This is a genomic window from Streptomyces sp. NPDC059452 (assembly GCF_042750035.1).
GTDB lineage: Bacteria > Actinomycetota > Actinomycetes > Streptomycetales > Streptomycetaceae > Streptomyces.
Window position 1 is genome coordinate 85955 of the sequence record NZ_JBHYVE010000022.1, and the last position, 14164, is coordinate 100118.

A 14164-nucleotide genomic window follows, 5' to 3' on the forward strand; every position below is an offset into this window, starting at 1 on the left:
GGGTAGCGAGGGGGTGAGCGCCGTGCATGAGCTGTCGATCGCGATGGCCGTCGTCGACCAGGTCGACGGCGCGCTGCGGGAACGCGGCGCGGAACGGGTCCCGGTCCGGTCGCTGACCCTGCGGGTCGGGGAGCTGTCCGGGGTGGTGCCCGAGGCGCTGGACTTCTCCTTCGGGGTGGCCGCCGAGGGCACTGTGCTGGCGGACGCCCGGCTGCTGATCGAGACTGTTGAGGGAAGAGCCCGCTGCGAGGGCTGCGGCCGGGACACCGCGACCGGGATGCCCCCGGACCTGTGGTGCGGCGCCTGCTCACGGGCGATGAGCCTGACCGGCGGGCGCGAACTGGAGATCGCCCGGGTCGTCCTGGACGACGTCCGCCCGGAGGACGCCCACCACGACGGGGACCGGCACGGGGACGACGTACCGGGCGTGACCGATGCGAACGCCGATGCCGCTGCTGACGCTGATGTGAACGCCGATGCCGCTGCCGACGCTGATGCGAACGCCGATGCCCTCGCCCGGGACAAGGAGGCGAGCCATGTGCCGCACCGTTGACCTGCACCAGGCCGTGCTGGCGAAGAACGACACCAACGCGGTGGAGCTGCGCCGCACCCTGGACGACCGCGGCACCACGGCCGTCAACCTCATGTCCAGCCCCGGCAGCGGCAAGACGGCCCTGCTGGAGGCGCTGCTCACCCGGGCCGTCGCCGGGGGCACCCCGGCCGCCGCTGTCACCGCCGACCTCGCTACGGAGAACGACGCGACGCGCCTGGCCCGCTCGGGAGCCCCCGTACAGCAGATCCTCACCGACGGGCTCTGCCACCTGGAGGCCGGAATGCTCGGGGCCAAGCTGGCGGGCTGGCTGCCCGAGGGGACCCGGCTGCTCTTCGTCGAGAACGTCGGCAACCTCGTCTGTCCCGCCTCCTACGACCTCGGCGAGACCCTGCGGATCGCGCTTGCCTCGGTGACCGAGGGCGAGGACAAGCCGGTGAAGTACCCGGCGGCCTTCGGGCTCGCGCATCTGGTCGTGATCACCAAGACGGATCTCGCGGAGGCGGTGGAGTTCCGGCGGGAGGACTTCCTGAGCGGAGTCCAGCAGGTCAACCCGGGCGTGCCCGTCATCGAGACCTCGGCCAGGACCGGCGAGGGCGTCGACGACCTCCTCGCCCATGTGCTGCGGGCGGCGGACGGCGGGGAGAACCATACGCCGGTCCTCGCGCGGCAGCACGAGAAGCACCTGCACCACCATGAAGATCCCTCCGCCGAGCACTCCCACGCACCCGCCGGAACCCCGCGATGACCCCGGCCACCCCGCAGGACCGCATCCGCCGCCACCTCACCGTGCGCGGCGCGGTCCAGGGCGTCGGCTTCCGCCCGTTCGTCTACACGCTGGCCGAGGAGTACGGCCTCACCGGCTGGGTCACCAACGACGCCGACGGCGTCCGTACGGAGGTCGAGGGCCCGGCGGCGGCCGTCGACGCCTTCACCGACGCGATCGGCACCCGGGCGCCCCCGCTCGCCGTCGTCGAGTCGGTCGAGCCGCGCGCCGTGCCCGTCCTGAACGACGGCTCGGGCTTCACCATCCGCCCCTCCGCCTCTGCCTCCTCCGGCACCGGCACCGGCCGCACCCTGATCCCGCCGGACACCGCGACCTGCGACGCCTGCCTGACCGAACTCGCGGACCCGGCCGACCGGCGCCACCGCCACCCGTTCATCACGTGCACCCACTGCGGCCCCCGGTTCACCGTCGTCACCGGCCTGCCCTACGACCGGCCCCGCACCACCATGTCCGGCTTCCCGATGTGCCCCGACTGCGCCCGCGAGTACGCCGACCCCGCCGACCGCCGCTTCCACGCCCAGCCGATCGCCTGCCCGTCCTGCGGGCCCCGGCTCACCCTGTGCCGGGGACCCGGGGGTCCGGACACGCGCCACGACGAGGACGCTCTGGCTGAGGCCCGGCGGCTGCTGGCGGACGGCGCGGTGGTCGCGGTGAAGGGGATCGGCGGCTACCACCTGGCCTGCGCCGCGGGCGACCCCGCCGCCGTACGCACCCTGCGCAAGCGCAAGAACCGGGGTGGCAAGCCCTTCGCCGTCCTCGCGGACTCCTTGGAGACGGTCCAGCGCCTCGCCTACGTGGACGAGGCCGAACAGGAGCTCCTCACCGGCCCCCGTAAACCGGTCGTGCTGCTGCGCCGCCGGGTCTCCGCGTCCCCCGAGGTGGTCTCCGGTGTCGCGCCCGGCAGCCCGGACCTGGGCGTGATGCTCCCGTACACCCCGCTCCACCGCCTCCTGCTGGGCCTGCCCGGCGACCCGCCCGGACCGCCCGTCCTCGTCATGACCAGCGGAAACCGCTCCGGCGAGCCCATCGTCACCGATGACGAGGAGGCCCTGACCCGGCTCGACGGACTGGCCGACGCCTGGCTCCGGCACGACCGGCCCATCCATGTGCCCTGCGACGACTCCGTGGTCCGGATCTGTGCCGGGGCCGAACTCCCGGTCCGCCGCTCGCGCGGCTACGCCCCGCTGCCGCTGGCCCTGCCGCTGCCCGTCCTCCCGGCGCTCGCGGTCGGCGGCGACCTGAAGAACACCTTCTGTGCCGCCGACGACCGCTACGCCTGGCTCTCCGCCCACGTCGGCGACATGGACGACCTCGCCACCCTCACCGCCTTCGCCAAGGCCACCGCCCACCTCACCGACCTCACCACCGTGACCCCGCGCCTCCTGGTCGCCGACCGTCACCCCGGCTACCGCTCCACCCAGTGGGCCCGCCGCACCGCCGAGGAGCGCGGCCTCCCGCTGCGCCAGGTCCAGCACCACCACGCCCATGTGGCCTCCACCATGGCCGAGCACGGGCTCGACGGCACCGCCCCCGTCATCGGTATCGCCTTCGACGGGACGGGGTACGGCGACGACGGGGCGGTCTGGGGCGGCGAGGTCCTGATCGCGGACTACGACGGTTTCCAGCGGTTCGCCCACCTCCGTTACGTACCGCTGCCCGGCGGGGACGCCGCCGTCCGCAACCCGTACCGGATGGCGCTCTCCCATCTGCGCGCCGCCCATGTGCCGTGGTCGGACGGGCTGCCCTGCGCGGCCATCGCCCCGCCCGGTGAACGGCGGCTGCTGGAGCGCCAGTTGGAGCGCGGGCTGAACTGCGTCCCGACCTCCAGCATGGGCCGCCTCTTCGACGCGGTCTCCTCGCTCGCGGGCGTCTGCCACCGGGTGGAGTACGAGGCCGAGGCGGCCATGCGCCTGGAGAACGCGGCGCTGGACGCCCCCGGTCCGGACCCCGGCTCCGGCGACGACGGGCGCGAACGCGCGTACGGGTTCATCCTGGGAGCAGAGCCGGGCGGGCCCGCGACGCCCCTGATCGCCGACCCGTCACCGGTCCTGGCCGCCGCCGCCGAGGACGTCCTCGGCGGGGCCCCGGCCCCGACCGTGGCCCGCCGCTTCCACCGGGCGGTGACCGGCCTCGTCCGTGACGTGTGCGCGGCGGCCCGGCAGCGTACGGGCATCGCCACCGTGGCCCTGACCGGAGGTGTGTTCTGCAACGCCCTGCTGACGGAGGGCTGTTCGGCCGGCCTCGCGGAGGACGGCTTCACCGTACTGCGACACCGCAAGGTGCCCCCCAACGACGGCGGGCTCGCCCTCGGACAGCTGATGGTCGCCGCCCGGACGAAGGAGTGAGGGAGGAGAGCGCCATGTGTCTGGCCGTACCCGGCCGAGTGCTGGAGATCGAGGAACGCGACGCCACACGAATGGCCAAGGTCGACTTCGGCGGTGTCGTCAAGGACGTGTGCCTGGAGTACGTCCCCGACATGCGGGTGGGGGACTACGCCATCGTCCATGTCGGATTCGCCCTGCAACGGCTCGACGAGGAGTCGGCGCGCCAGACCCTTGAACTCTTCGAGAACCTCGGCGTCCTGGAGGAGGAGTTCGGCGACCACTGGGGCAAGGCGGCCAAGGACGCGGGCGCCGAACGCCCCGCCGGGACCGAACTCCCGGCCGACGAACTCCCCACTCACGGAAGCGAGAAGGAGGCGCGGTCATGAAGTATCTCGACGAATTCAGCGATCCCGTCCTCGCCGAACGGCTCTTCGACGACATCCGGGCGCTCACCACCCGGCCCTGGTCCCTGATGGAGGTCTGCGGCGGACAGACGCACTCGATCATCCGCCACGGCATCGACCAGCTGCTCCCCGACGGGATCCGGCTGATCCACGGCCCCGGCTGCCCGGTCTGCGTCACCCCGCTGGAGATCATCGACAAGGCCCTGGAGATCGCCTCCCGACCCGACGTGATCTTCTGCTCGTTCGGTGACATGCTCCGCGTCCCGGGCAGCGGCCGCGACCTGTTCCAGGTGAAGAGCGAGGGCGCGGACGTCCGGGTGGTCTACTCGCCGCTGGACGCCCTGCGCATCGCCCAGGAGAACCCGGAGAAGCAGGTCGTCTTCTTCGGTATCGGCTTCGAGACCACCGCCCCGCCCAACGCGATGACGGTCTACCAGGCCAAGAAGCTCTCCATCCCCAACTTCAGCCTGCTGGTCTCCCACGTACGGGTGCCCCCGGCGATCGACGCCATCATGAACTCGCCGGACTGCCAGGTCCAGGCGTTCCTCGCCGCCGGGCACGTCTGCACGGTCATGGGGACCAAGGAGTACCCGGACCTCGCCGACCGGCACGAGGTCCCCATCGTGGTCACCGGCTTCGAGCCGCTGGACATCCTCGAAGGCATCCGGCGCGCGGTGCGGCAGCTGGAGACGGGCGAGCACACCGTGGAGAACGCCTACCCGCGCGCGGTCAACGAGCAGGGCTCCCCGGCCGCCCAGGCGATGCTGGCCGATGTCTTCGAGGTCACCGACCGGTCCTGGCGCGGCATCGGGATGATCCCGCGGAGCGGCTGGCGGCTGTCGCCGAAGTACCGGGAGTACGACGCCGAGCACCGGTTCTCCGTCACCGGCATCGAGACCGAGGAGTCGACGGTCTGCCGCAGCGGCGAAGTGCTCCAGGGGCTGATCAAGCCGCACGAGTGCGCCGCGTTCGGCAAGCAGTGCACCCCGCGCAACCCGCTGGGCGCCACGATGGTCTCCAGCGAGGGCGCGTGCGCGGCGTACTACCTGTACCGGCGGCTCGAAGCGCCGACGGCGAACGCCAAGGCCGCGAAGGCTCCGGCGGCGAACGCCCCGGCGAAGGAGGCGAGTTCCGTTGGCTGACATCGCCCCCGCTCCCTCCTCCCCGGCTGCGGCCCCCGCCGACTTCTCCGGCTGGACCTGCCCCGCACCCCTGCGCGACCACGAACGCATCGTGATGGGCCACGGCGGCGGCGGAACGCTCTCCGCCGAGCTGGTGGAACACCTCTTCGCCCCCGCCTTCGGCAGCGATGTCCTCGCCGAACTGGGCGACTCCGCACATCTGACGATGGGAGGTGCGAAGCTCGCCTTCTCCACCGACTCCTTCGTCGTGCGCCCGCTGTTCTTCCCCGGCGGGTCCATCGGCGACCTCGCCGTCAACGGGACGGTCAACGACCTTGCCATGGCCGGAGCCGTCCCGGCCTACCTCTCCTGCGGCTTCATCCTGGAGGAGGGCATCGAACTCTCCGTCGTCGGCCGGGTCGCCCAGGCGCTGGGCGACGCCGCCCGCACCGCAGGGGTGACCGTCGCGACCGGCGACACCAAGGTCGTCGACGCCGGGCACGGGGACGGGATCTTCATCAACACCGCCGGGATCGGCCTGGTTCCCGACGGCGTCGACATCCGCCCGCAGCGTGCCGCTCCCGGGGACGCGGTGCTGGTCAGCGGGCAGATCGGGGTCCACGGCGTGGCCATCATGAGCGTGCGCGAGGGGCTGGAGTTCGGCGTCGAGATCCAGAGCGACACCGCATCGCTGGCCGGACTGGTCGCGGACATGCTCGCCGCCTGCCAGGACCTCCACGTACTGCGCGACCCGACGCGGGGCGGACTGGCCACCTCGCTCAACGAGATCGCCGGAGCCGCGGGCGTCGGCATCACGCTCGACGAGCGGGCGCTCCCCGTACCCGACACCGTCGCCAACGCCTGCTCCTTCCTCGGCCTGGACCCCCTGTACGTCGCCAACGAGGGCAAGCTCGTCGCGTTCGTCCCGCCCGACCACGCGGACGCCGTCCTGGAGGCGATGCGCGCCCACCCGCTGGGCAAGGAGTCCGTGCGGATCGGCACCTGTGTGGCGGACCACCCGGGCATGGTCGTGGCCGCCACCGGCCTCGGCGGCACCCGGGTGGTGGACATGCCGCTCGGCGAGCAACTGCCACGCATCTGCTGACGCCCGTTGCCGTCGTGCGGGACAACTCGGGTGGATACCGGCTTCCGCCGCGCCCTTCGGCTGCGGATGTTCCTTCCCCGCCGTCCGGTACCCCTGCGCCCCCTCGATCCTGGTACTGCTCCCGCAGCAGGGCCCCGTTGTTCCTCGTCGGGGGTCCCAGGAGCCAGAACATTGCCACGAACGACCGTGCTGTCAGTTTGACCGCGGGGCCCGCGGGGCCCGCGGGGCCCGCGAGGCCCGGGTCTTCGGCTCCGGGGGCAGCTCGGTGTGGCGGACCGTGAAGCCGCCGTGGACGGCGGGGGCGAAGGGGGCGGGCGCCATGCATGTGCCCACGGTGGGCTGCGTCGGGTTGCCCTTCTCGTCGGGGGTGTCCGGGTCGACGTTCGCGACTCCCCAGGAGAACCCGAGGCGGTCCGGCTCGCCCGCGCGCCCCTCGTAGACACTGAAGCCCAGCCGCTCACCGACGGGGCCCGTGTCCGACCGGGTGACGACGGCGGTGAACGTGGCCGTGCGGCCCCCCGTGACCAGGCAGTCCACCCGGGCCTCGGCCGACACGGTCTCACCGGTGCTGTCCACGTGGTGGGTGAACCGCACCGTGCCCCGGGCGTCGGTGGGCAGCCCGCCGGGCAGCCCGGGAAGCGGGCGGGAGTAGGGCGCCGCCACGGCGTCGACGGTGAACCGGATGTCGTCCTGAGGGCTGAAGACGTAGTGGACGCGGGCCGAGCCGTGGACGCTCGCGGTCCTGGGCGGCTTCTTCGCCGTGTCCGCCGCCGGTGCCGGTGCCGCCGCCACACAGGCGGTGGTCAGCAGGGCGGCACCGAGGGCGGTGAGGGAAATGCGTCGCATGATGAACTCCTGGTCCGGTGTGCGTGTTTGCCGGGTGCGTGTTGCCGTGGAACCAGCCTCGTGCGGACCCGGCCCGGCATCCATCGGCCGATCGGCACGGAAGAGGCATCCCGTGCGGCTCCGGCCTCTGCCGTTCGGGGCAGATGGGGTCCGGCGGCCCCTTGGGACCGGCTCTGGACGCCCCCGTACGCTGACGCCCGTGCGTATACCGAACGAGCGGTCCAGTACGTCACCTGGGGGCGCGGGCCGACCTCCCGCCGACGCCGGGGTGCCGTCCGGAGTCCCTCCCGTGATCAGGGCCGTCCTGCTCGGCGCCACCGGTCCGGCGCTGGTCGCCGCCCTCCTCGCACCGGCTCCTGTCGCCGCCGCCGTCCCGGCCGTGGCGGCCGTCGCCACCCTGGTGGGAGCCGCTGCCGGGCGTCCGGCTTCCCGCAGGTGGCTCGCCCTGCCCGCGACGGCCTGCGCGGGTCTCTCGCTGACGACGACCGTCACCGGCCCCGGCCCGTGGAAGCTCCTCGAAGCAGCCCTGCTGCTGGCCCTGCTCGGCGCGGTGGTGCGCTGGTCGCCGCTCTGGCGGTTACGGGTCGCCGTTCCGGCCTTGGCGCTCTGGCCTGCGGCGCTGCTGACCGGGGCTTCCTTCCTGGAGCGTTCGGGCGCCGCCTCGTTCTGGTTCCTGCCCTCGCTCCTCGTGGGCGGGGCCTGCTGGACCCTGCGCCGGGCGGAGGTGCGACGGCGGGACGCGGTCGCTGCCGCGCGCCGCGCCCAGCAGCTCCAACTCGCCCGGGACCTCCATGACTTCGTCGCCCACGATGTGAGCGGGATGGTCGTACAGGCCCAGGCCGCCCGGTTCGTCGCCGCGACCGACCCCGGGCAGGCCGTACAGGCTCTCGAACGCATCGAGACGGCCGGGCTCAGCGCGCTCGCCGCGATGGACCGGACGATCCGCATGCTCCACGGTCCGGGTCCGGGAACGTCGGAACCCCTCCCCGGGGCGGATCAACTCCCTTATCTGGTCGACCAGTTCACCTTCTCCGGTGGCGCCGGGGCCGCTCTCGTCCTGGAGCCGGGCGCCGAGCGCGCCCTGTCGCGTGAGGCCGGTGCCACCGCCTACCGCGTCGTCGCCGAAGCGCTGACCAACGTGCGACGGCACGCCCCCACCGCCACCCGCGTTGATGTCACCCTCGCCCTGGCCCACGGGGCCGTGGAGGTACGGGTGACGAACGACCGCCCCCGCTCGGCGGGCCGGTCGGCCGCCTTCCCGCTCCGCCGCCGCACGGGCCCTTCGGGGTACGGGCTGCCGGGCCTGACCGACCGGGTCCGGGCGCTGGGCGGGACGCTGTCGGCGGGGCCGTACGGCGAGGGCTGGCGCCTGGTCGCCCGACTGCCGGTCGAGGAGCCCTGACCAGGCTCTGTGCGCCTGTGCCCCCGCCCCTCGTCCTCGGCCGTCCGCCGTCCAGTGCCTCTCCGCCCACCGCCCCCCAACCCACCAGGGAGACCTGTATGACCGCCCCCCAGCCCCCGGGTGTGACCCGCATCCTGCTGGCCGACGATCAGGCCGACATCCGCAGCGGGTTCCGGCTCGTTCTCGACTCCCAGCCGGACATGGCGGTCGTCGCGGAGGCGCCGGACGGTGTCACCGCCGTCGGACTCGCCCGCGCCCTCCGTCCCGACCTGGTCATCGCCGACATCCGGATGCCCGGCCTCGACGGTCTCGAAGTCACCCGGCGGCTCGCGGGCCCCGAGGCCGTCGACCCGGTGCGGGTCCTCGTGGTGACCACGTTCGACGACGACGAGTACGTCCGTACCGCCCTGACGGGCGGCGCCTGCGGATTCCTCCTCAAGCGCTCGGGCCCCGGGCTGCTCATCGAGGGAGTCAGGGCCGCGATGGCGGGCGACCTCCTGATCAGCCCGCAGGTGACGGTCCGCCTCCTGAGCGGCCTGGCCTCCCGCGCCACGCCACCGCCCCCCGGCCGCTCCCCGCTCACCGAACGGGAGCAGGCCATCGCCCGGCTCGTCGCCCAGGGGCACACCAACGCGGAGATCGGGGCCCGGCTCCACATCGCGGCGGGCACGGCCAAGACCCACATCGCCAACGTCCGGGCGAAGCTCGCCGTACGCAACCGGGTCGGCATCGCCGCATGGGCCTGGGAGACCGGGCTGATCGAGGACGGCGGCGGGCAGTAGGCCTGAGGCGGTATCGAACAAGGGGCCATGGAAGGTTAGGCTGGCCTAAGTCGATCGGAGTGTCGTGTCCGATGGGCGTATCCGCGTCCTGTCGCCCCCGCGATCAGGCCGACCACGCGTACGAAGGGGCAGTGTCCATGACGATCCACCGAGCCGTCGTCGCCCGAGTCGATCCGCTCACCGCGACCATGACCCGAGTGACGCTGCACGGCGAAGGGCTCGCCGGCTTCGAGTCCACCGGGGTCGGCGACGAATACGTACGCCTCTTCTTCCCGCACGGCCCGGACCGCAACGACGTCTCGCTGCCCATCACGACGGAGAAGGGCTGGGAGACCCCCGAGGGCCGGCCCGTCGCCCCGATGCGTACGTACACCGTGCGGGCGGTGCGCCCCGAGGCCGGTGAGATCGACATCGACTTCGTCCTGCACGACCACGGCGTGGCGTCCACCTGGGTGGCCGGGGCGCAGCCCGGAGACGTGATCGGCGTCAACGACCCCACCGGCCTCTACAGCCCCCCGGACGACCTCGCCTGGCAGGTGCTGATCGCCGACCAGACCGGGCTGCCCGCCGTGGCGCGCCTGCTGGAGAACACCCCGGACGAGGTCGCCACCCGGGTGGTCGTCGAACTGCCCGGGCCCGAGGCCGTCCAGCCGCTGCCCGACACCAAGGTGACCTGGACCTACGGCGGCAACGGCCACGGGGCCAGCCGGCTGGCCGAGCTCGTGAGCGCAGCGATCCCGCCCGGCACGGACATGACCGGCGGCTACATCTGGGTCGCGGGCGAGACCAACGCGCTGCGTACCGTACGCCGTTACCTCCGCAAGGAACTGGGGCTCCCCGCCACCCGGTTCAAGGTCGTCGGCTACTGGATACCGGACGCCGACAGCTGGAACGAGCGGTACGAGGCCCTTCCCGACGCCGTGCGCGCCGAGCTGGTCGCCCTCTGGGACGCCCCGGCCGACGACGAGGAAGACCTCACCATCCGGTACGAGGCGCGCCTCAGCGACCTCGGACTGTGACGGCTCCGTCCGCCGCCGGGCCGTCGGGGCCTTGTGCGCAGGGCGGGTCAGCGGCGCCCGGCCGCCGCTCCCGGACGGGCGGGTGAGAGGCCGACGTGCCCGGTCAGTCCACTCTCGGCCGCCCTCCTGCCCAGGCGGTCCGCACCCGAACACCCCAGGAAGCCACCCCCGCCCGTACCGCCCTGCGCGGCGGCGGACTGCTCGTCCTCGCGGCGCTCCTGCTGCTCCTCGTCGCGCTGAGCACCTGGATCGGCACCAAGGACACCTCGCTCGGCCAGGTCTGGTCGGCGCTCTGGAACGACGACGGCTCCTACACCACCGATGTGGTCCGGGAGTTGAGGCTGCCGCGCACCCTCGTCGGGCTGATGGCCGGCGCGGCCCTCGGCGTGGCGGGAGCGGTGATGCAGGCCGTCACCCGTAACCCCCTGGCCGACCCCGGGCTCCTCGGTGTCAACGCGGGTGCCTCCGCCGCCGTGGTGTTCGGCATCGGGGTCGTCGGGCTCGCGGGCTTCGGCTCGCTGGTGTGGTTCTCCTTCGCGGGCGCGGCGCTCACCACCATCGTCGTGTACGTCCTCGGCGCCTCCGGGAGAGCCGGACCCACCCCCGTACGCCTCGCGCTCGCCGGGGCCGCCGTGAGCGCGAGCCTGAGCGGGGTCATCGCCGGACTGACCGTCTTCGACTCCGCCACCTACGACTACCTGCGCTTCTGGATGGTCGGCTCGCTCGCCGGGCGGGAACCTCAACTCGTCGTGCAGCTCCTGCCGTTCATCGTGGCCGGCCTGGTGATCGCCCTGCTGCTGGCCCGCTCGCTCAACTCCCTGGCCCTGGGCGAGGAGTTGGGGCGGGCGCTGGGGGCGCGGATCGCCCGGACCCGGATCGCCGCCGTGGTCGTGGTGACCCTGCTCTGCGGGGCGTCGACCGCCGCGGCGGGGCCGATCGCCTTCGTGGGACTGGTCGTTCCCCTGGTGGCGCGGTGGCTGACCGGGCCCGATCTGCGGTGGGTGCTGCCGTACTCGATGGTGCTCGCCCCGGTGCTCCTGCTGGTCTCGGACATCATCGGCCGGGTGGCGCTGCCGGGCGACGAGCTGGAGGTCGGCGCGGTGACCGCGCTCATCGGGGCGCCGGTCTTCATCGCCATGGTGTGCCGGCGCAAGGGGGCGTCGCTGTGACGGCCACCGAACTCCGGCCCGCCCGCAAGGCGCCCGGGGACACGGCGGACGCGACCCGGCCGGTGCGGCTGTGGGCCGGACGGGTCAGCTTCCGGATGCACCGGCGGACCGGAGCGGTGAGCGCCGGCGCGCTGCTGCTGGCCGGAGTGCTCCTGCTGGTCAGCCTCTGCCTCGGCGCGTACCCGGTGACGGTGGCCGAGGTGGCCCAGGCCCTGTTCCATGGGACCGGCGACCGGCTCGCCGTCCACTTCGTCAACCAGGAACGCCTTCCGCAGGCGCTGTTGGCGGTCCTGGTCGGCTGCGCGCTGGGCGTCAGCGGCGCGATCTTCCAGAGCGTCTCCCGCAACGCCCTGGCCAGCCCCGATGTGATCGGCTTCAACAGCGGTGCGGCGACCGGCGCGATCCTGGTCATCGTGACGTTCGGCGGCGCGGCGGCCTCGGTGGCGGCCGGGGCGATCGCCGGGGGACTGGTCACCGCCCTGGTGGTCTCCGTGCTGGCCAGCCGGGGAGGGCTGCACGGCATCCGGCTGGTGCTCATCGGGCTCGGGGTGACCGCCATGCTCGGCTCGGTCAACTCCTATCTGCTCACCCGGTCCTCGCTCAACGACGCCCAGAACGCGCACATCTGGCTCGTCGGCACGCTGAACGGGCGGGGCTGGAGCTCGGTGCAGACCATGGCCGTGGCGCTGGCCGTGCTGCTGCCCCTGACGCTGCTGTTCGGCAGGCGGCTGCGGATGATGGAACTGGGCGACGACCTGGCGACCGGCCTGGGCGTACGGGTGAACCGTTCGCGGCTCGCCCTGACCGTGCTCGGCATCGGGCTGTGCGGGGTCGCGGTGGCGAGCGCCGGGCCCATCCCGTTCATCGCGCTGGCCGCACCCCAGATCGCCGTCATGGTCAGCCGCAGCCCGGGGGGCAGCCTGGTTTCGGCGGGGGCGGTGGGCGCCGGACTGCTGTCGGCCGCGCACCTCGCCTCCGGCCAGTTCTTCACCGTACTGGTGTGGACCGACCGGCAGATCGGCTGGATCCAGGTGGTCGAGGAGTCCCAGCGCAACAACCTGCTTCCCGTGGGCGTCACCACGGCCGTGCTCGGCGGTGTCTACCTGGCCTGGGTCCTGTTCAAACGGCGTGGCACCGGCACCGCGTGAGCGGCCAAGTGGGCGGGCAGGCAAGGGGGTTCGTGGGCGGACGGGAAAGGAGGTCGTGAGCGGGCACGGAAGATAGGCTTGCCTCGGTACGCGCTTCATCCCTACGCAAGGAGGACCGGTGACCAACCCCTTCGAGGACGAGAACGGCACCTACCTGGTGCTCGTCAACGACGAGGGACAGCACTCCCTGTGGCCCGCCTTCGCCGAGGTGCCGGGCGGCTGGACCGTGGCCCACCCGGAGAGCAGCCGCCAGGACTGCCTGGACTACGTGGAGCGGAACTGGACGGACCTGCGGCCCAAGAGCCTGCTGGAGAACGCGGCGGCCGACCCGGCCTGAGAGGCCGCCGCCGCCCGGGGTTGCCCGTCGGCGCCGCACGGCACCGACGGACAGCTCCCGTCCGCCGTCGCTCCGACCGCCGGAGTCCGCCACATCTGCTGGAGCCCGCTCCGGCTGCCGGAGCCCGTCACATCTGCTTGAGCATGGCCTCGATCTCGTCGACCGTGCCGATGGCGAAGCTGTAGTTGGCCATCACGAAGTGTTTCGAGGGGAAGGCGCGCCCGGCCTTGACGGCGGGTACCCCCTTCCACAGTTTGTGGTCCAGCAACTGCTGGGTCGTGGGGGTCGCCCTGCCGTCGTACTGCACCGAGTAGATCAGCGCGTCGCAGTCCTTGAGGACATCCATCTCCTCGTAGCTCTTCGCCACGAAGCCCGCCTCCTTCTCCGGCAGTCCGGCACCGATACGGAGCCCGACATCACGCATCACCGTCACCAGCGGTGTACCGAGGAAGAACTTCCCGTTCGGCCCGCCGCTCAGCGGCGCCCAGGTCGTCGTGCTGATCTGCTTGCGGTAGGCCGCCCGCACCTCCGACAGCCGCCGCTCGTACTCCTTCTTCTTCTCGGCGAGTTGACTCTCCCGGTTGACCGCCGTGGCGACCTTTGCCAGTTGCTGGTGCCAGAGCGATCCGCTGGTGTGCCAGTCGAAGAACGCGACGGGCGCGATGGTCTTGAGCGGGGCCGACTTCTCCTTGTAGAACTGATCGATGATCAGATCCGGCTTCAGGGCCGCGATGGCCTGGGAGTTGGGGGCTCCCGAGGCTCCGACGGTGTCGACGTCCTTGAGCTGGGCGTACACCTCCGGAGGCAGCAGCTGCGCGTTGGCCGCCCCGTCGGGGACCCCGACGGGCACCAGTCCGAGATCGAGGAGCATCAGGGCGTCGTAGTTCTCCAGAACCACCACCCGCTCGGGCTTCTCCGGCACCCGTACGGTGCCGTTGTCCGTGGCCAGGGTGCGGGTCGCCGCTCCGGACGGGGCCGTGGAACCGTCGTCCGCGCCCTTCCCGCCGGACTCGCCCACGCCACAGGCCGTCAGCCCTAACGCCGCCGCGGCACCCGTGAGTCCGCCGAGGAACCGCCTGCGCTCCACCGGGCCGGACAGGACGCGTGAACGTGCCATGTTCGCTCCTTCGTCGAGGAATGGAAGATCTCCCGGACGCGCCGGAGCGGCCG

The 14164-nt window shown here is 72.7% G+C and carries 14 protein-coding genes; 12 read left to right on the plus strand and 2 right to left on the minus strand.

The genetic code is table 11. The features are described 5' to 3' along the window. Positions 1 to 13: 13 nt before the first annotated feature. Genes ACFW9Z_RS26510 through hypE form a run of 6 tightly spaced genes read left to right on the plus strand, consistent with a single transcriptional unit; the run spans position 14 to position 6291 of the window. Positions 14 to 553, plus strand: coding sequence for a hydrogenase maturation nickel metallochaperone HypA (locus tag ACFW9Z_RS26510; RefSeq protein WP_384645059.1), 540 nt, complete (start codon positions 14 to 16; stop codon positions 551 to 553). Next, positions 537 to 1298 (plus strand): hydrogenase nickel incorporation protein HypB, encoded by a 762-nt coding sequence (gene hypB / locus ACFW9Z_RS26515; RefSeq protein ID WP_384645060.1) that lies wholly within the window; start codon positions 537 to 539, stop codon positions 1296 to 1298. The genes ACFW9Z_RS26510 and hypB overlap by 17 nt, the downstream gene beginning before the upstream one ends. Beyond that, the gene (gene hypF, locus ACFW9Z_RS26520) at positions 1295 to 3682 is read left to right on the plus strand and encodes a carbamoyltransferase HypF (RefSeq protein ID WP_384645061.1); all 2388 of its coding nucleotides are present in this window, start codon (positions 1295 to 1297) and stop codon (positions 3680 to 3682) included. The genes hypB and hypF overlap by 4 nt, the downstream gene beginning before the upstream one ends. A gap of 14 nt (positions 3683 to 3696) precedes the next feature. Continuing rightward, on the plus strand, positions 3697 to 4047 hold the full coding sequence (locus ACFW9Z_RS26525; protein WP_384645062.1) for a HypC/HybG/HupF family hydrogenase formation chaperone: 351 nt from the start codon (positions 3697 to 3699) through the stop codon (positions 4045 to 4047). Then, a complete protein-coding gene (gene hypD, locus ACFW9Z_RS26530; RefSeq protein ID WP_384645063.1) occupies positions 4044 to 5207 on the plus strand; it encodes a hydrogenase formation protein HypD in 1164 nt (387 codons plus the stop codon). Before ACFW9Z_RS26525 ends, hypD begins: the two co-directional genes overlap by 4 nt. Continuing rightward, entirely contained in the window at positions 5200 to 6291 is a 1092-nt protein-coding gene (gene hypE / locus ACFW9Z_RS26535; RefSeq protein WP_384645064.1) for a hydrogenase expression/formation protein HypE, read from the plus strand. The genes hypD and hypE overlap by 8 nt, the downstream gene beginning before the upstream one ends. A 192-nt stretch (positions 6292 to 6483) precedes the next feature. Here the strand turns inward: hypE and ACFW9Z_RS26540 are convergent, their stop codons facing one another. Then, on the minus strand, positions 6484 to 7137 hold the full coding sequence (locus ACFW9Z_RS26540; protein WP_384645065.1) for a hypothetical protein: 654 nt from the start codon (positions 7135 to 7137) through the stop codon (positions 6484 to 6486). Positions 7138 to 7336: 199 nt separating this feature from the next. Here ACFW9Z_RS26540 and ACFW9Z_RS26545 point away from each other — a divergent pair, with 199 nt between their 5' ends. From ACFW9Z_RS26545 to ACFW9Z_RS26570, 6 genes are all read left to right on the plus strand, one after another. Further along, positions 7337 to 8539, plus strand: coding sequence for a sensor histidine kinase (locus tag ACFW9Z_RS26545; RefSeq protein ID WP_384645066.1), 1203 nt, complete (start codon positions 7337 to 7339; stop codon positions 8537 to 8539). Positions 8540 to 8637: 98 nt separating this feature from the next. After that, complete coding sequence (locus tag ACFW9Z_RS26550) at positions 8638 to 9321, plus strand: response regulator (protein ID WP_384645067.1); 684 nt, start codon at positions 8638 to 8640, stop codon at positions 9319 to 9321. A 137-nt stretch (positions 9322 to 9458) separates the two neighbouring features. After that, positions 9459 to 10340 (plus strand): siderophore-interacting protein, encoded by an 882-nt coding sequence (locus ACFW9Z_RS26555; protein WP_384645068.1) that lies wholly within the window; start codon positions 9459 to 9461, stop codon positions 10338 to 10340. A gap of 95 nt (positions 10341 to 10435) precedes the next feature. Continuing rightward, complete coding sequence (locus tag ACFW9Z_RS26560; RefSeq protein ID WP_384645069.1) at positions 10436 to 11509, plus strand: FecCD family ABC transporter permease; 1074 nt, start codon at positions 10436 to 10438, stop codon at positions 11507 to 11509. Further along, positions 11506 to 12657 (plus strand): FecCD family ABC transporter permease, encoded by a 1152-nt coding sequence (locus ACFW9Z_RS26565; RefSeq protein ID WP_384645070.1) that lies wholly within the window; start codon positions 11506 to 11508, stop codon positions 12655 to 12657. Before ACFW9Z_RS26560 ends, ACFW9Z_RS26565 begins: the two co-directional genes overlap by 4 nt. 118 nt (positions 12658 to 12775) lie before the next feature. After that, entirely contained in the window at positions 12776 to 12994 is a 219-nt protein-coding gene (locus ACFW9Z_RS26570) for an MbtH family protein (protein WP_384645071.1), read from the plus strand. A 127-nt stretch (positions 12995 to 13121) separates the two neighbouring features. On the opposite strand, the gene ACFW9Z_RS26575 is transcribed toward ACFW9Z_RS26570, so the two are convergent. Next, entirely contained in the window at positions 13122 to 14111 is a 990-nt protein-coding gene (locus ACFW9Z_RS26575; RefSeq protein WP_384645072.1) for an ABC transporter substrate-binding protein, read from the minus strand. Positions 14112 to 14164: the final 53 nt, after the last annotated feature.